Raw genomic sequence first — 15,538 nt, forward strand, 5'->3', positions numbered from 1 at the left:
CGCCACCGCCGCCACGACCTCCACATCCAGCCCCGCAAGGGCCTTGAGGATCTCCACCACCGACACCGCGTACCCGGCAAGACGCTCCACCGCACTGAGCCCCAGCGTGAACCCCACCCGAGGCCGCACCGGCTCCTCCCACAACCACCGCGGCACCACCGAAACACCGTTGTACACACCGAACCGCATCGGCAGGCGGGTGAGGCCGGTTCGCAACCCGAACGCCTCGGGCAGTTGGTCGACCGTGAACTGGCCCGTCGTCAGCTCCTCGCTGAACTCCCGCACCCGCGAACGTCCCCGGCTCCCACACCACCAGATCAGGACGCCACCACCGGCACAGACCCACCAGATCATCCACCATCGGATCGTTCACAAGCCGAAACCACCACGGCACGACATCCGCGTAACCCGACCGCAGATACGCCAACGACAACGACTCACCCGGCACATCCGCCACATCGAACGGCGGCAGCGCCGACCAGCGGGCGTCGCCGTGCCGGGCCCTGAGGACCCGCCAGAGCTGGTGGTCGCGGCCGACGGGCACGGCGGTGAGCCCGGCCCGGGTGATCTCCGGGACGAGCTCCGGCTGACTCGCCACCCGCACCTCATGACCGGCCGTGTCCAGGGCGTGTGCGAGCGACACCATGCTGAAGAAATGCGTGCGCACGGCATAGGCAGTGAAAAGAATCCGCATGTGCCCGTCCTTTCGAATAGCGCGCAGGGTGCGCCGCGGTCTGCCGGGCGGCCGCCATAATCCGATGCACATCATGACCCAACGGGAGGAAAGGTGAAAGGGATAGTGCTCGCGGGAGGCACGGGCAGTCGCCTGCTGCCGATTACGGCCGGCACCTCGAAACAACTGCTGCCGATCTACGACAAGCCAATGATCTTCTACCCCCTTTCCGTTCTGATGCTGGCCGGAATCCGGGACGTACTGATCATCGCCGCGCCCGAGTCCATGCCCGCCATGCGCGGGCTGCTGGGGGACGGAGCGCGGCTCGGAATGAATCTCAGCTATGCGGAGCAGCCCGAGCCGCGCGGTATCGCGGATGCCTACATCATTGGTGCGGGGCATGTCGGGAACGAGCGTTCCGCGCTTATACTCGGCGACAACCTGTTCCATGGGGCAGGTTTTCAGGATCTTTTGCGCGAGGCCCGGGAGAAGACGGACGGTTGTACCCTCTTCGGATATCCGGTGGCGGATCCCGAGCGTTATGCGGTCGCCGAGATTGATGCGCAGGGAAACCTGATCGGAATCGAGGAGAAACCGTCCCGCCCGGCGTCCAACAATGCCATCACGGGGCTCTATTTCTATGACAGCGACGTGGTGGATCTTGCCCGCGGGCTGCGTCCGTCGCGCCGCGGCGAACTGGAGATCACCGATGTCAACAAGCTCTATCTGGAGGCCCACAGCGCCCGGCTCGTGCCGTTGGGGCGGGGCTTCACCTGGCTCGACGCCGGCACGTTCCGGTCCTTGCTCGACGCCAGCCAGTACGTCCAGGTCCTGATGGACCGCCAGGGCGTGCGGGTGGCCTGTGTCGAGGAGATCGCGCTGCGCATGGGGTTCATCAGCGCCGCGCAGTGCCACGAACTGGGCCTGGCCATGGGCAATTCGGGTTACGGACGGTACGTCTGCGATGTCGCGTCATCCATGGCGTGACCGGTGAGGGGGATGGTGCACATGCGGGTACTGGTGACCGGCGGCGCCGGGTTCATCGGGTCGAACTTCGTGCGGCGCATGCTCGCGGGCGCGTACGCGGGCTTCGAGGACGCCGAGATCACGGTCTTGGACAAGCTGACGTACGCGGGGAACCTGAGCAGTCTCGCCGGTGTCCTCGACGACCCGCGGCTGCGTTTCGTGCGGGCCGACATCTGTGACCGTGACGCCGTGGAACAGGCGGTGACGGGCGCGGCGACCGTGGTGCACTTCGCCGCGGAGTCCCATGTGGACCGGTCGCTCCTCGACGGTGACGCGTTCATCGCCAGCAACGTCGTCGGCAGCTACGAGCTGCTGCGGGCCGCGCTCCGTGCCGATGTCGGCCGCTTCGTGCTGGTCTCCACGGACGAGGTGTACGGCGAGACCGACACGGCCTCCTGGACCGAGGACTTCCCGCTGCGCCCCAACTCCCCCTATTCGGCGTCGAAGGCGTCGGCGGAACTGATCGCCCGGTCCTTCCACCGGACGTACGGCCTGCCGGTCTGCACCGCCCGCGCCTCCAACACCTACGGCCCCCGCCAGTTCCCCGAGAAGCTGATCCCGCTCTTCGTCACCAATCTCCTGGACGGTCTGACCGTGCCGCTGTACGGCGACGGCTCACAGGTGCGCGAGTGGATCCACGTCGACGACCACTGCCGTGGCATCGCCCTGATCGCGGGCGCGGGCCGACCCGGCGAGTCGTACAACGTCGGCGGCGGCACGGAGATGTCCAACGTTGAACTCACCGGCCTGCTTCTTGAGTTCCTGGACGCCGACTGGTCCCGGGTGCGTTTCACCGAGGACCGCAAGGGCCACGACCGGCGCTACTCGATCGACTGCCAGAAGATCCGCGAAGAGCTCGGCCACCGCCCGCGCGTCGCGTTCCGCGACGGGCTGCTCGACACCGTGCGCTGGTACGCGGACCACCGCGACTGGTGGCAGCCGCTGAAAAACCGCGGAAAGCCGGTCGCGTCCGCCCTGGCGGCGCAATCCCACTGACACCGGCCAGGCACCGCACGACACCGGACGAGACACCGAACACGACACCAGCCACAACACTGAAAGGGCCTACGGAGATGGACCGGGCAGCAGCCGTCAGGCAGGAGATCCAGAACTTCATGGATCAGTACTACGCGCGCGAGGAAGGCGCCACGGAGGGCGCCGAGATGTACGACATCGACTCCTTCACGATGGTGCAGCTCGTGCTGTATCTGGAGGACAAGTTCGACGTCGTGATCCTGGAGGAGCTGCACGACTTCGCCGGGGGCGACTTCGACGCCTTCGCCGCGTTCGTCGCCACCAGCGGCCGGGAGAACGATGCTGCGTGAGCCGGGTGCTGTTCGTCCTCTACGCGGAAAAGACCCACCTCTTCATCCAGGTCCCGCTGGCACGGGCCTTCGCGGCGGCCGGTCATGAGGTGCGGGTGGCGAGTCAACCGGAGCTCGTCCCGGAGATCACCCGGGCCGGGCTCACCGCCGTGCCCGTCGGCCGCGACCATGCCATGGGGCGCCTGCTCAGCCTGGATGATCTGGTGGGTCTGTGCCGGTGGTGGCGTCCTGATCTGGTGGTGTGGGAGCCGGGGACGTTCGCGGGTGCGGTGGCGGCGAGCGCGTGTGGGGCGGCGCACGGTCGGTTGACGTGGGGGGTGGACTTCTTCGGGCGGGTGCGGGAGCAGTTCGTGCGGCTCGCGGCACAGGCGGGCGAGAGCGCGGACCCGCTGGGTGAGTGGCTGGGGGCGTGCGCGGCGCGGTACGGGGTGGAGTTCAGCGAGGAGCTGACGACGGGCCAGTTCACCGCGGACCTGTTGCCCGCGCCCTTCCGACTGGACACGTCGATCGACTACGCGCCGGTCCGCTATGGGATCTACAACGGTGTTTCGGTGGTGCCGCGGTGGTTGTGGGAGGAGCCGGTGCGGCCTCGGGTGGGGTTCACGCTGGGACTCAGTGCGGTGGAGCGTCTTGCCGGGTACGCGGTGTCGGTGGTGGAGATCCTCAAGGCCCTTGCGGGGCTGGATGTGGAGGTCGTGGCGGCGGTGGCGGCGGAGGCGACCGGTGAACGGGTCGCGCACGAGGTCGAGCGGATGCTCACGGATTCCTCCTTCACCGAGGGAGCCCGGCGCCTGCGCGCCGACATGCTCGACCTCCTCCGTCTGGCCCACTTGGCGAAGAACGACCGAAGGCAGGCCTCATGACCACGGCACCTCGCCCCCTGGAGGGCACGAACGCCCAGGACCGCCGCGTGGTCGTCACCGGCCGCGGCGTGGTCTCACCGCTCGCGCCGAACTGGCCCGACACCTGGGCGGGCCTGCTCGCGGGCAAGAGCGGCATCGGCGACATCACCGGCTTCGACGTCCAGGACCTGCCGGTCCGCATCGGCGGCGAGGTCCCCGGCTTCGACCCGGAGGCGTACCTCCCCCGGCACGTCGTCCGGCGTACCGACTGGACCATCCAGGCCGTCGTCGCCGCGGCCCGGATGGCGCTGCGGGAGGCGGACATCGAGGTCGACGACGCGTCGGCGCCGCGCGTCGGTGTCGCCGTCGGCTCCATCATCGGCTCCACGCGAGTCGCGTCCCGCAACGCCATGGCCATGCGCGACGAGGGCTATGCCGCGGTCAGTCCGCAGGTGTTCCCCACGATGGGCATCAGCTCGGCGGCGGAGGTCTGCCTGGAGCTCGGCTGCCGCGGCCCGTCCGCCGAGCTGGTCGCCGCCTGCGCCACCGGCACGGTGTGCGTCGGGGAGGCGGCGGCCTGGATACGCGAGGGCCGCGCCGACGTGGCGGTGGCCGGCGGCATGGACGCCTTCGACCGGCTCGAACTCGCGGCCGCGGCCCGCGCCAGGGTGCTCTCCCGCAGTTCCGGCGACCCGGCGGCCGCGAGCCGCCCCTTCGACAAGGGCAGGGACGGCTTCGTCATGGGCGCGGGCGCCGGTGTCCTGGTCCTGGAGAGCGCCGCCCACGCCCGCCGCCGCGGGGCCACCGTCCTCGCCGAGGTGGCGGGCTACGCTTCCACCACGGACGCCCACCACCTCACGGCGCCCGCGCCCGACGCGGCCCAGGCCGTACGCGCGATGCGGGACGCGCTCGCCGCGGCCCGCGCCACCCCGGCGGACGTCGGCTACATCAACGCCCACGGCACCGGCACCCGCCTCAACGACGACACGGAGCTCGCCGCGATCCGCCAGGTGTACGCCGACCACGCCCCGCGCGTCCCGGTGAGCTCGACGAAGAGCATGACCGGGCACATGCTCGCGGCGGGCGGCGCGGTGGAGGCCGCGGTCGTCACGGAGGTCCTGCGGACGGGAGCCGTGCCGCCCACCCTCAACTGTGACGACCCCGAGGACCCGGCGATGAACTTCGTCGCGCACACCGCCCAGGAACACGTCGTGGAGCTCGGCGTCAGCCACTCGTTCGGCTTCGGCGGCCACAACGCGGTCCTTGTACTGCGGCGTTGGCGGGGCTGAGCTCGTCCTGGGGCGTTGGCGGGGCCGAGCTCGTCCTGCGGCGTTGGCGGGGCCGAGCGCAGGCCGCGGCGCTGGTGGGGCCGACGAGCGCCGTCCCCGCCACGCCCCGCCGGGCGTTCAGTCCACCCGTACCCCGGGCACGTACCGGATCCAGCGTCCGCCCGCCTCGCGGAACGCCTCCTCCTTCGCCATGATCTCCTCCGCGTGGTTCCACGCGAACAGCACCGCGTAGCGCGGAAAGGCGTCGGCGAAACGCTGGGGCGGCACGACCGGGATGTGGGAGCCGGGGGTGAGCCGGCCCTGCTTGGCGGGGGTGCTGTCGGTGACGTACTCGATCAGGTCGGGGCCGATGCCGCAGTAGTTGAGCACGGTGGCGCTCTTGGCCGTTGCTCCGTAGCCGACGACGTCCTCGCCCCGGGCGCGCAGGTCGCGCAGCAGCGCCGTCAGGTCGGCGCGTACCGTGCGGACGCGGTCGGCGAACGCCTCCAGGGTGGAGCGTGCGGTCAGCTCCGCGGCGTCCTCGGCGGCCAGCAGGTCGTCCACGGCCCCGGTGTGTGCGCGGGCGCCCTCACGGGCGAGGGTGTAGCGCACTTCGCCGCCGTGCACGGGCAGGCGTTCCACGTCGACGAGTTCGAGGCCGTGCCCGCGGGCCATCGCCGCCACCGACCGCGCGGTGAAGTAGTAGAAGTGCTCGTCATACATCTGGTCGAACGACGTCTGCCGCACGATGTCGGCGAAGTAGGGGTCCTCGAAGACGAACACCCCGTGCGGCGTGAGGAGTTCCCGTACGCCGTCGAGCACGGAGCCCATGTACGGGATGTGGCACAGGGTGTTCGCGGCGTAGATCACCGCGGCCTTGCCGTCCTCGGCGAGAATCTCCCGCGCGGTGGCCTCCTCGAAGAAGTCCTTGCGCACCCGGATTCCACGCGCCGCGGTGATGTCGGCGACCGATCCCGACGGTTCCACGCCCAGGTGCCGCACGCCGGCTTCCGCGACCGTCTTCAGCATGACGCCGTCGTTGCAGCCGAGTTCGACGATGAACGCGTCGTCTCCGGTGAGTTCGGCCGCGAGGAAGTGTTCGGCGACGCGCCGGAAGTGTTCCCGCATGTGCGCGGAGCCCGAGGAATGGTAGGGATAGTCCTCGTGGAACATGCGTTCACGCGGCACTTCGTGCAGGAGCTGGACCATTGCGCATGCGGAACAGGCGCCGACGACCAGTTGGTAGAAGTGTTCCGGTGCCGTGGATCCGGGCGGCAGGAAACAGTCCGACACCGGCTGTTCGCCGAAGTCCATGAACGCGACGACCTCACCGCCACAGATGCGGCACACGGCAGACTCCGGCATATTCTCTCCTCCGTGAAAGGCCCGGGCGAACCGAATTACTCAGAGGCTACGGACGGATCGGGAAGAGGGGAACGGTCCGTGTCGTCGACGTCAGGGCCGAGCGCGGTGGCCGCGGCCTCGTCGACTTTCCTGATCATCCAGTCGTTGAGGTCGCTCGCCATGTGCTGGGCGGCCTTTTCCCAGCGGTCGCACTGTTCTGCGGACGCGGTCACCTGCACATCCTCCGTGGGCACCGCACCCGCACGGCCGCCGCGTGCGACGCGCAGGCGGCGTCGCAGCTCATTGCGGGACCAGTTGAGCGAATCCGCCTGCTCCAGCCAGCGGTCCTGCTCCTCGGCCGGCAGCGCGGCGACCTCGGCGTGATGCTGCAGACTCAGGCCGTCCCGCCGGCGGGACGGCGGGAACTTACGGGCGATCCAGGCGTAGTTGCGCAATGTCTGATAGTCGAGCGAGGTCTGCTCGATCGCGTCGCGATATCGATTCGGATAGGTCTGCTGACCGAACACCAGCCAGTCACCCAACCACCACGCGGACGAGTCGTTGATGGCGAAGATCTGCTCACCGATGGTTTTCCAGTGTTCCAATGACAGATACTCGGGCAAGGAAAGCGAGGACCGCCGGGTGCACGCCCGGTCGTCGACGGTCAATTTCTCCTGTGCGCCATGGGTGTTCAAAGTGGGATGTCGTAGATTCGGCATCATGCTGTCTCCCCCGGTGACGGCTCATCGTGCAGCGAAAAGAGCGGTCAGTAAAGAAACAGTAATGAGCGGTCACGAGGGGCACAAGAGGAAGGGCATGTTCCCGGTCCCGCGTCGTCGTGCCGTTACACCGTCACTCCCGTGGGAGAGGTCATGAAGGAGGGTCGCAGCGATCCGCCCGAAGCCGTGTGCATCATCGGCGCGGGCCCGCGCGGCACGTCGGTCCTGGAACGCATCGCGGCCAATGCGCCGGAGATTCTTGGCGACCGGGAATTCGCGATCCATCTCGTGGACCCTTTTCCCCCGGGTTCCGGCCGTACCTGGCGGACGACACAGAGTGAGCTGCTGTGGATGAACTCGGCCGCCGACCAGGTGACGATGTTCCCCGGCAGCTCCGTACGCTGCGACGGACCCGCCCGTCCGGGACCGACCACGGGACGCTGGCTCCAGGAGGGCGGGCGCGGTCCACTGCACGACGACCGGTACGCGTCACGTCCCGCGCAGGGCCGGTATTTGCAGGAGTTCTTCCATGGCGTACGCGCCGGGATGCCCGCGAACCTGCGGCTGTACGTGCACCGCGCCACCGCCGTGGACGTCCGCGACCCCGGCACGGAACACCAGGCGGTCGTCCTGGACGACGGCGGGCTCCCGGTGCCCGCGCCCCAACTCGTCCTCGCCCAGGGCCACACGGACGTCGAGGCCGACCGTCCCCGCGGCCTCGTGCGCATCGGCCCCGCTCGGGCCGACGAGGACGAGCTCGACCGGATACCCGACGGCGCCCCGGTCGTCGTCCGCGGACTCGGCCTGGTCTTCGTCGACTGTCTGCTCCTGCTCACCGAGGGCCGCGGGGGCCGGTTCACGCGCTCCCGCGCCGACGGCCGCCTCCGCTACCGCCCCTCGGGCCGGGAACCCCTGCTGTACGCGGGCTCGCGCCGCGGCGTCCCTCCGTACCCCAAACCCGCCCACGACCTCACCTCGCCCGCTCCGCCGCCGCGCCATCTCACCGCCGAGACCTGTCGCGCACTGCTGCGCGAGCCCGGGTTCGACTTCGACCGCGATGTGTGGGCCCTCGCCGTGCAGGAACTGTGCCGGGCGTACTACCACGAGCTGTTCACTGCCCACCCCGGCCGCACCCGCATGGACTGGGCGGCGTTCGCGGCGCAGTACGAGCACTTCGCGTGGCACGACGACCGCGCCGCCAAGCTGGTGCGCGCCGCCGTGCCCGACCCCGACGACCACTTCGACCCCGGCCGCCTCACCGACCCGCTCGCCGGACTCCGCCGCGTCGGCCCGCTCGCGCTGCAGCAACGGGTCCGCGCGCACCTGCGCGACAGCGTCCGACGGCGACGGGAGCCGCGGCACAGCGCACACGTGGCGGTGGTCCGCGCGCTCGGCTCGGTCGGCGGCGTCCTCGGCGAGCTGTACAACGGGGGCGAACTCCCGCCCGCGGCCGCCGCCGCGGCACTGCGCCGGTTCTCCGTCGGCGCCTTCCTGAGCAGCGGCCCGCCACCGCTGCGGATGGAGCAGTTGATCGCGCTCAGCGAGGCGGGCGTGGTCACCTTCACCGGGCCCGACACGACCGTGACCACGGAGGCCGCCCACTCCGGCGGCTGCGGCCACGCGGAGCACGGCGCGCCCAGTGGCCTCGGCGACCACACCGTCTTCAGAGCGTCGAGCCCGCATGTGCGGGCCTCGTACACGGCCCGCGTCCTGCTCGACGCCCGGCTGCCCGACCCCGATCTGGCCCGCACCGCCGACCCCCTGTTGCGCCGTCTCCTCGCGGCGGGCCACATCAGCGCGGAGACGGCACCCGACGCCTTTGGCCGCCCCCGCGCCACCGGGGCCGTGCGCGTCCGTGGCGGGCACCCGCTCGACGCGGCAGGACGCACGCAGCGCACCTGGTACCTCGCGGGCCCCGAGCAGTTCCCGCACGCGGGCACCGACGCGGGCTTCTTCCGCCGCAACGACGAGATCGCCCGCGCGGTCCTGCGGCGTGCGGCGGCCGGAGTGCCGGGGCAGGTCAGCCGAGGAAGCTGAGGCGCACCTGACGGTCCGGGTTGTCCTTGTTCGTGTCGACCAGGCACACCGACTGCCACGTGCCGAGCTCCAGGGCTCCGCCGATCACCGGCAGCGTCGCGTGCGGGGCGATCAGGGCGGGCAGGACGTGGTCGCGGCCGTGGCCGGGGCTGCCGTGGCGGTGCTGCCAGCGGTCGTCGGCGGGCAGCAGGGTGTGCAGCGCGGCGAGGAGGTCGGAGTCGCTGCCCGCGCCGGTCTCCAGGACGGCGACGCCGGCCGTGGCGTGCGGGACGAACACATTGAGCAGTCCGTCGCGTCCGCGAGCCGCCTCGCGCAGGAAGCTCTCGCACTCGTGGGTGAGATCCACGACCGTCTCCGCGGAACCGCTCGCGACGTTCAGGATCCGGGTGGTGAAGGCGCCTGGCGTGTCGTTCATGGCTCCCATCCTGCACCAGTCCCGCCGTCCGGCGACCGCGCACAACGGGGTGCAGTCCCATTCTGTGATACGAGATGCCCACTTTCCGAGACGCCATTGACCGTGCGCGGATGAGATCGCTACGTTTCGGCGCATGTTGCGTTCAGCTCTGCTCACTTCGCGCGGTCACATCGACCTGCTGCGGGTGGCCTCCTCCGCGTGTCGCCGCGGCTGCTGACGCGCCTTCCCCTCTCTCTTCTTCTCCGCTTCATGCGGCTTCTCCCCTGCCTCGCTCGGGGTCTCCGTCGCGCTTCCGCGGCTTCTTCCGGCGGTCGTTCCGCTCGTGCACACCGCCGTAGCGCCGCGCGGCTCGTGCCGAAGCACCCGCCGGCGCCGACGCGTTGCCCTCGCGCCGACGCGTGTGCCTCGCACTGAGTACGTCGAGCAGCGCTGAGCCCGCTCTTCCCCGTACCGCACCACTCCGCCGTGCTCTTCCCTGCCCTGCCCTGCCCTGGAGCGTCATGAGCATCAGCCATGCCCCACCACCGCCCACCACACCCGACATATCACTGGAAAAGACGACTCCACTCGCCCCCGGCCTCGTCGCCCTGGTCCCCTCCTCGTCCCGCCGGACCCGTGTCCCGCGCTGGCTGCGCCGCACCACAGGACCCGTACTGCTGCTCGGACTGTGGCAACTCCTCAGCGCCACCGGGGTCCTCGCCCCCGACGTGCTCGCGCCGCCCGGGACCATCGCCCGCGTCGCCGGAGATCTGGTCGAGGACGGCTCGCTGACCTCCGCCATGGGAGTGTCGTTGCAGCGCGTCGCCGTCGGGCTGCTGCTCGGCGCCCTCGCCGGCACCGGGCTCGCGCTCGTCTCCGGTCTCTTCCGCGTCGGTGAGGACCTGGTCGACGCCAGCGTGCAGATGCTGCGGACGGTGCCGTTCGTGGGGCTCATCCCGCTGTTCATCCTCTGGTTCGGCATCGGTGAGACACCCAAGATCGCCGTCATCACGCTCGGCGTGTCGTTCCCGCTCTATCTGAACGTGTACGCCGGTATCCGCGGCGTCGACTCCCAGTTGATCGAGGCCGGGGAGTCCCTGGGGCTCTCCCGGTGGGGCCTCGTACGGCATGTGATCCTGCCCGGCGCGCTCCCCGGCGCCATGACCGGACTGCGGTACTCCCTGGGCATCGCCTGGCTCGCCCTCGTCTTCGCCGAACAGATCAACGCCGACTCGGGCATCGGCTTTCTGATGGTCCAGGCGCGGGACTTCCTGCGGACCGACGTCATCGTCGTCTGCCTGATCGTCTACGCCTTCCTCGGCCTGCTCGCCGACTTCGTGGTCCGCACTCTCGAAAGGCTGCTCCTGCAATGGCGACCGACGTTCACCGGCCGGTGACCACCCCCGCCGTGCCCGACGGCACCGTACGCCCCCACGAGCCCGCCACCGCCGTTCGCGTCGACGGCCTCACCCGCGCCTTCGACGGCCGTCCGGTCATCGACCGGCTGCACCTCGACGTCCGCGCCGGGGAGTTCGTCGCCCTGCTCGGCCGCAGCGGCTGCGGGAAGTCCACCCTGCTGCGCGTCCTCGCCGGGCTCGACCGCGACATCGAGGGCACCGTCCTCGTACCGCGCCGCAAGGCCGTGGCGTTCCAGGCGCCCCGCCTCATGCCCTGGAAGCGGGTGTGGCGCAATGTGCTCCTCGGGCTGCCCGGCAAGCCGGAGCGGGCCCGCGCGGAAGGGGCCTTGGCGGAAGTGGGACTCGGCCATCGTGCGCAGGCCTGGCCGAAGACCCTCTCCGGAGGTGAGGCCCAGCGCGCCTCACTGGCCCGTGCGCTGGTGCGCGAACCGGATCTGCTGCTCCTCGACGAGCCGTTCGGCGCCCTCGACGCGCTGACCCGGGTCAAGGCACAGCGACTCGTCGACGAGTTGTGGCAGCGCCGCGGCTGCGCCGTGCTCCTTGTCACGCACGACGTGGAGGAGGCGGTACTGCTCGCCGACCGCGTCCTCGTCATGGACGAGGGGGTCATCGCCCACGAGCAGCGGATCGAGCTGCCGCGGTCGCGTGACATCGCCGACCCGCGGTTCGCCGCGCTCCGCACCGGCCTGCTCGAACGCCTCGGGGTCGAGGCCCCGGCCGCATCGCCCGGCGCCAAGGCCGACGCGGCCTGACGCCGCCGCCCACCGCCCCCTGCCGACGGCTTGCCATCTGCCGCCCGCCGCCCGCCGCCCGCCGCCTGCCGCCTGCCGCCTGCCGTCTGCCGTCTGCCGTCTGCCGCACCAGAAACCCCAAGACGTCGCACCCGACACCCCGAGAACGGACCCCTGCCCATGCCACACCGCTCACGCCGACGCCTCGTCCCCCTGCTGCTCCTCCCCCTCGCCCTGCCGCTCGCCGCCTGCGCGGGAACCTCCTCCGCCAACTCCTCCAGCGGCGGTCCCGGCGGTGGCACCACCGACGGGAAGGGGTCGCTCACGCTCAGCGTCGGTGACCAGAAGGGCGGTTCGGAGGCCGTCCTGCGAGCCGCCGGAGAGCTCGACGACCTCACGTACAAGATCAAGTGGTCCACGTTCACGTCCGGACCGCCACTCCTGGAGGCCGTGAACGCCAAGGCCGTCGACATCGGCTCGGTCGGCAACACGCCACCCGTGTTCGCCGCGGGCGCGGGTTCGAAGATCTCCGTGGTGGCCGCGAGCCACGGCACCGCGCACGGCGAGGTGATCGCCGTGCCCAAGGACTCCGAACTGCGCGGGACGGCCGACCTCAAGGGCAGGTCCGTCGCGGTGGCGCAGGGCTCGTCCGCGCACTACCAGCTCATCGCGTCCCTCAAGAAGGTGGGGCTGACAGTCAAGGACGTGCACGTCAAGTATCTGCAGCCCGCGGACGCGCTCGCGGCCTTCAGCGCCGGCAAGGTGGACGCCTGGGCGGTGTGGGACCCGTACACCTCACAGGTGCTGCGCGGCGGCAAGGCGCGGGTGCTCACCGACGGCGAGGGCGTCGTCAACGGGCTCAGCTTCCAGGTCGCCGCGCCCGGCGCGCTCAAGGACAAGAAGAAGTCCGCGGCGATCGACGACTATCTGCGACGCCTCCGCAAGGCCCAGGACTGGGTCTTCAAGCATCCCGAGGCATGGGCGAAGGTCTGGGCGAAGGACACGGGGCTGCCGTACGAGGTGGCGCTGGACGCGGTCAAACGCACCAACGGCACCCGGGTCCCCGTCGCCGTGGACCGCGCCGCCGTCGCCTCCGAGCAGCGCATCGTCGACACCTTCGCGGACCTGAAGCTCATTCCGCGCCGCGTCGACTTCGCCGAGTTCACCGACACCCGGTTCAACGGCTCGCTGCCGCCCTCCACCACCGCGCCCCGCACCTACAAGGAGTCCTGAGCATGACCGTCCACCTCCACTGGTTCCTGCCGACGGGCGGCGACGGCCGCACCCTCGTGGACCGGCACGCCTACACCGACGGCGGCATCAAGCGCTCCCGTGTCACACCGGTCAGCGGGGTGCGCGCCCCCGACATCGAGTATCTGGCCCAGATCGCCAAGGCCGCCGAGCAGTTGGGCTTCGAGGCGGTGCTCACCCCGACCGGCACCTGGTGCGAGGACGCCTGGCTGACCACCGTGGCGCTCGCGCAGCACACCGAGCGGCTGAAGTTCCTGGTGGCGTTCCGGCCCGGGGTGCTCTCGCCGGTGCTCGCGGCCCAGATGGCGGCGACCTACCAGCGCATCACCCGCGGCCGCCTGCTGCTCAACGTCGTCACCGGCGGCGACTCCACCGAACAGCGGCGCTTCGGCGACCACTTGGACCACGACCGCCGCTATGCCCGCACCGACGAGTTCCTGTCGGTGGTGCGCGGGGCGTGGAGCGGGCGCCCGTACGACTTCGATGGCGAGCACTACCGGATCGACGGGGGCCTGACCGCGCTGCCCCCCGACCCGCTCCCGGAGATCTTCTTCGGCGGCTCGTCGCCCGCCGCGGGCCCGGTCGCCGCGCGGCACAGCGACGTCTATCTCACCTGGGGCGAGCCGCCGGAGCAGGTGCGGCAGAAGATCGACTGGATCCGGGGCCTCGCCGACGCCGAGGGCCGCACGGTGCGCTTCGGGATCCGGCTGCACACCATCTCCCGCGACTCCGCCGCCGAGGCCTGGGCGACCGCGGACCGGCTGCTCGCGGATCTCGACCCGGCCACCGTCGCCGCCGCGCAGGAGGCGCTCGGCCGCAGCGAGTCCGTGGGCCAGCAGCGCATGCTGGCGCTGCACGGCGGTTCCCGCGACAACCTGGTGATCGCGCCGAACCTGTGGGCGGGCGTCGGCCTGGTCCGCGGTGGCGCGGGCACCGCCCTGGTGGGCAGCCACGCCGAGGTCGCCGACCGGATCGAGGAGTACCACGCGCTCGGCGTCGACCACTTCGTGCTCTCCGGCTATCCGCATCTGGAGGAGGCGTACTGGTTCGGTGAGGGCGTGATCCCCGACCTCGCGGCACGCGGGCTCCTGCCGCGCGTCCCGGCCGCACCGCTCACCGGTGTCCCGGCGGCGAACGGCCGCCCGGCATCGGCTCCGGGGGGTGCGCCGCTGCTGGTGGCCGGGGGGCGCTGAGGCCTCGGCGTACGACTGCGGCGGGGGCCGGGAGGGGGCGCGAGGACCCGGCGGGGCGGGAACATCCGGCCCGGCGGGGGGGAAGACCCCGCCCGGAGGGGGGAAGATCCCGCCCCCTGCCGTAGTTAGTAGAAGCGTGAACGACATCGAGGTACGAGACTCAGGTGCCACCGAGGTGGACGTGGTGGTGGTCGGCGCCGGGCAGGCGGGTCTGTCCAGCGCCTACCACCTGCGGCGCAGGGGGTTCGAGCCGGAGCGGGACTTCGTCGTCCTCGACCACGCGCCGCGGCCGGGCGGCGCGTGGCAGTTCCGGTGGCCGTCCCTGACGTACGGCAAGGTGCACGGCATGCACGCGCTGCCGGGCATGGAGCTGACGGGCGCGGACCCGGAGCGTCCCTCCTCACAGGTCATAGGCGCCTACTTCGACGCCTACGAGCGGCGCTTCGACCTGCGCGTGCGGCGGCCCGTCGACGTGCACCGGGTCACCGAGGGCGAGGGCGGGCGGCTCCTCGTGGAGACGGACGCGGGCACCTGGTCGACGCGGGCCCTGATCAACGCGACCGGCACCTGGGACCGGCCCTTCTGGCCGCGCTACCCCGGGCAGGAGACCTTCCGCGGTCGGCAACTGCACACCGCGATCTACCCCGGGCCCGAGGCGTTCCGCGGGCAGCGCGTGATCGTCGTGGGCGGCGGCGCGTCCGGTACCCAGCACCTGATGGAGATCGCGCCGTACGCCGCCGAGACCTGGTGGGTGACGCGGCGCCCGCCCGTCTTCGCCGAGGGCCCTTTCGACGAGGACCGCGGCCGGGCCGCCGTCGCGATGGTCGAGGAGCGGGTGCGGCGGGGGCTGCCGCCGATGAGTGTGGTGTCGGTGACCGGCCTCGCGGTCACCGACGCGGTGCGCGAGGCGCGCGCGGACGGCGTCCTCGACCGCCTCCCGATGTTCGACCGGATCACGCCCGACGGCGTGACCTGGGCCGACGGACGCCACGTCGAGGCGGACGTCATCCTGTGGGCCACCGGCTTCCGCGCGGCGGTCGAGCACCTGGCCCCGCTGCGGCTGCGGGAGCCCGGCGGCGGCATCCGCATGGACGGCACCCGGGCGGCGGCCGACCCCCGCGTGCACCTGGTGGGGTACGGCCCGTCGGCGAGCACCATCGGCGCCAACCGGGCGGGGCGGGCGGCGGTACGGGACATCGCGCGGCTGCTCGACCGGGTGCCGGTCGGCGTGTGAACACGGGGCGCCGGAGCCGGTCGGCGGGATACGGGGCGGTGCTCGATGTGTGCTGCGAGACGCCGGACGCCGGACGCCGTGCG

The 15,538-nt window shown here is 71.3% G+C and carries 15 protein-coding genes and 1 pseudogene; 12 read left to right on the forward strand and 4 right to left on the reverse strand.

Annotated features, from left to right (window positions below; translation table 11 throughout):
- A pseudogene (locus IG78_RS52865) lies at nucleotides 1-769 on the reverse strand (glycosyltransferase family protein); the annotation flags it as partial.
- Nucleotides 770-787: 18 nt separating this feature from the next.
- On the opposite strand from IG78_RS52865, the gene rfbA reads away from it, so the two are divergent.
- From rfbA to IG78_RS0137070, 5 genes are all read left to right on the forward strand, one after another.
- Nucleotides 788-1,660, forward strand: coding sequence for a glucose-1-phosphate thymidylyltransferase RfbA (gene rfbA, locus IG78_RS0137050; RefSeq protein WP_030572712.1), 873 nt, complete (start codon nucleotides 788-790; stop codon nucleotides 1,658-1,660).
- A 21-nt stretch (nucleotides 1,661-1,681) separates the two neighbouring features.
- Nucleotides 1,682-2,695: a dTDP-glucose 4,6-dehydratase gene (gene rfbB / locus IG78_RS0137055; protein WP_030572715.1), complete on the forward strand. Its 1,014-nt coding sequence runs from the start codon at nucleotides 1,682-1,684 to the stop codon at nucleotides 2,693-2,695.
- Between the two features lie 77 nt (nucleotides 2,696-2,772).
- The gene (locus tag IG78_RS0137060) at nucleotides 2,773-3,024 is read left to right on the forward strand and encodes a hypothetical protein (protein WP_030572718.1); all 252 of its coding nucleotides are present in this window, start codon (nucleotides 2,773-2,775) and stop codon (nucleotides 3,022-3,024) included.
- On the forward strand, nucleotides 3,021-3,887 hold the full coding sequence (locus IG78_RS0137065; RefSeq protein WP_051853330.1) for a glycosyltransferase family protein: 867 nt from the start codon (nucleotides 3,021-3,023) through the stop codon (nucleotides 3,885-3,887). The genes IG78_RS0137060 and IG78_RS0137065 overlap by 4 nt, the downstream gene beginning before the upstream one ends.
- Nucleotides 3,884-5,155 (forward strand): beta-ketoacyl-[acyl-carrier-protein] synthase family protein, encoded by a 1,272-nt coding sequence (locus IG78_RS0137070; RefSeq protein WP_051853332.1) that lies wholly within the window; start codon nucleotides 3,884-3,886, stop codon nucleotides 5,153-5,155. Before IG78_RS0137065 ends, IG78_RS0137070 begins: the two co-directional genes overlap by 4 nt.
- 117 nt (nucleotides 5,156-5,272) lie before the next feature.
- Here the strand turns inward: IG78_RS0137070 and IG78_RS0137075 are convergent, their stop codons facing one another.
- Both IG78_RS0137075 and IG78_RS0137080 read right to left on the reverse strand, forming a co-directional pair.
- Nucleotides 5,273-6,499, reverse strand: a complete 1,227-nt coding sequence (locus tag IG78_RS0137075; protein ID WP_030572727.1) for a class I SAM-dependent methyltransferase — start codon at nucleotides 6,497-6,499, stop codon at nucleotides 5,273-5,275.
- A gap of 35 nt (nucleotides 6,500-6,534) precedes the next feature.
- Nucleotides 6,535-7,146 carry an LmbU family transcriptional regulator gene (locus IG78_RS0137080; protein WP_051853334.1) on the reverse strand — a complete coding sequence of 204 codons (612 nt, stop codon included), beginning with the start codon at nucleotides 7,144-7,146 and terminating at the stop codon, nucleotides 6,535-6,537.
- A 204-nt stretch (nucleotides 7,147-7,350) separates the two neighbouring features.
- Here IG78_RS0137080 and IG78_RS0137085 point away from each other — a divergent pair, with 204 nt between their 5' ends.
- Nucleotides 7,351-9,234, forward strand: a complete 1,884-nt coding sequence (locus IG78_RS0137085) for an FAD/NAD(P)-binding protein (protein ID WP_037686619.1) — start codon at nucleotides 7,351-7,353, stop codon at nucleotides 9,232-9,234.
- On the opposite strand, the gene IG78_RS0137090 is transcribed toward IG78_RS0137085, so the two are convergent.
- Nucleotides 9,218-9,649, reverse strand: coding sequence for a YjbQ family protein (locus IG78_RS0137090; RefSeq protein ID WP_030572734.1), 432 nt, complete (start codon nucleotides 9,647-9,649; stop codon nucleotides 9,218-9,220). The two genes, IG78_RS0137085 and IG78_RS0137090, sit on opposite strands and share 17 nt — an antisense overlap.
- A 133-nt stretch (nucleotides 9,650-9,782) precedes the next feature.
- Between IG78_RS0137090 and IG78_RS52870 the strand changes: the two genes are divergently transcribed.
- From IG78_RS52870 to IG78_RS0137115, 6 genes are all read left to right on the forward strand, one after another.
- Nucleotides 9,783-9,866, forward strand: a complete 84-nt coding sequence (locus IG78_RS52870; protein WP_350892797.1) for a putative leader peptide — start codon at nucleotides 9,783-9,785, stop codon at nucleotides 9,864-9,866.
- Nucleotides 9,867-10,149: 283 nt separating this feature from the next.
- A complete protein-coding gene (locus IG78_RS0137095) occupies nucleotides 10,150-11,025 on the forward strand; it encodes an ABC transporter permease (RefSeq protein ID WP_030572737.1) in 876 nt (291 codons plus the stop codon).
- Nucleotides 10,998-11,798 carry an ABC transporter ATP-binding protein gene (locus IG78_RS0137100; protein WP_030572739.1) on the forward strand — a complete coding sequence of 267 codons (801 nt, stop codon included), beginning with the start codon at nucleotides 10,998-11,000 and terminating at the stop codon, nucleotides 11,796-11,798. The genes IG78_RS0137095 and IG78_RS0137100 overlap by 28 nt, the downstream gene beginning before the upstream one ends.
- A 159-nt stretch (nucleotides 11,799-11,957) precedes the next feature.
- Complete coding sequence (locus tag IG78_RS0137105; RefSeq protein ID WP_030572742.1) at nucleotides 11,958-13,010, forward strand: ABC transporter substrate-binding protein; 1,053 nt, start codon at nucleotides 11,958-11,960, stop codon at nucleotides 13,008-13,010.
- Between the two features lie 2 nt (nucleotides 13,011-13,012).
- Nucleotides 13,013-14,221 carry an LLM class flavin-dependent oxidoreductase gene (locus IG78_RS0137110; RefSeq protein WP_030572745.1) on the forward strand — a complete coding sequence of 403 codons (1,209 nt, stop codon included), beginning with the start codon at nucleotides 13,013-13,015 and terminating at the stop codon, nucleotides 14,219-14,221.
- 136 nt (nucleotides 14,222-14,357) lie between these two features.
- Entirely contained in the window at nucleotides 14,358-15,455 is a 1,098-nt protein-coding gene (locus tag IG78_RS0137115; protein WP_051853336.1) for an NAD(P)-binding domain-containing protein, read from the forward strand.
- The last annotated feature ends 83 nt before the right edge of the window (nucleotides 15,456-15,538 follow it).

The sequence above is a fragment of the Streptomyces aureocirculatus genome, from assembly GCF_000720475.1.
GTDB lineage: Bacteria > Actinomycetota > Actinomycetes > Streptomycetales > Streptomycetaceae > Streptomyces > Streptomyces aureocirculatus.

What these genes read in the sequence shown, in the direction of transcription:
- IG78_RS0137095 (WP_030572737.1), top strand. Translation starts at nt 10,150, where the DNA reads ATGAGCATCAGCCATGCCCCACCACCGCCCACCACACCCGACATATCA.
- IG78_RS0137100 (WP_030572739.1), top strand. Translation starts at nt 10,998, where the DNA reads ATGGCGACCGACGTTCACCGGCCGGTGACCACCCCCGCCGTGCCCGAC.
- rfbB (WP_030572715.1), top strand. Translation starts at nt 1,682, where the DNA reads ATGCGGGTACTGGTGACCGGCGGCGCCGGGTTCATCGGGTCGAACTTC.
- IG78_RS0137075 (WP_030572727.1), bottom strand. Translation starts at nt 6,499, where the DNA reads ATGCCGGAGTCTGCCGTGTGCCGCATCTGTGGCGGTGAGGTCGTCGCG.
- IG78_RS0137070 (WP_051853332.1), top strand. Translation starts at nt 3,884, where the DNA reads ATGACCACGGCACCTCGCCCCCTGGAGGGCACGAACGCCCAGGACCGC.
- IG78_RS0137060 (WP_030572718.1), top strand. Translation starts at nt 2,773, where the DNA reads ATGGACCGGGCAGCAGCCGTCAGGCAGGAGATCCAGAACTTCATGGAT.
- IG78_RS0137085 (WP_037686619.1), top strand. Translation starts at nt 7,351, where the DNA reads ATGAAGGAGGGTCGCAGCGATCCGCCCGAAGCCGTGTGCATCATCGGC.
- IG78_RS0137090 (WP_030572734.1), bottom strand. Translation starts at nt 9,649, where the DNA reads ATGAACGACACGCCAGGCGCCTTCACCACCCGGATCCTGAACGTCGCG.
- IG78_RS0137110 (WP_030572745.1), top strand. Translation starts at nt 13,013, where the DNA reads ATGACCGTCCACCTCCACTGGTTCCTGCCGACGGGCGGCGACGGCCGC.
- IG78_RS0137105 (WP_030572742.1), top strand. Translation starts at nt 11,958, where the DNA reads ATGCCACACCGCTCACGCCGACGCCTCGTCCCCCTGCTGCTCCTCCCC.
- IG78_RS52870 (WP_350892797.1), top strand. Translation starts at nt 9,783, where the DNA reads ATGTTGCGTTCAGCTCTGCTCACTTCGCGCGGTCACATCGACCTGCTG.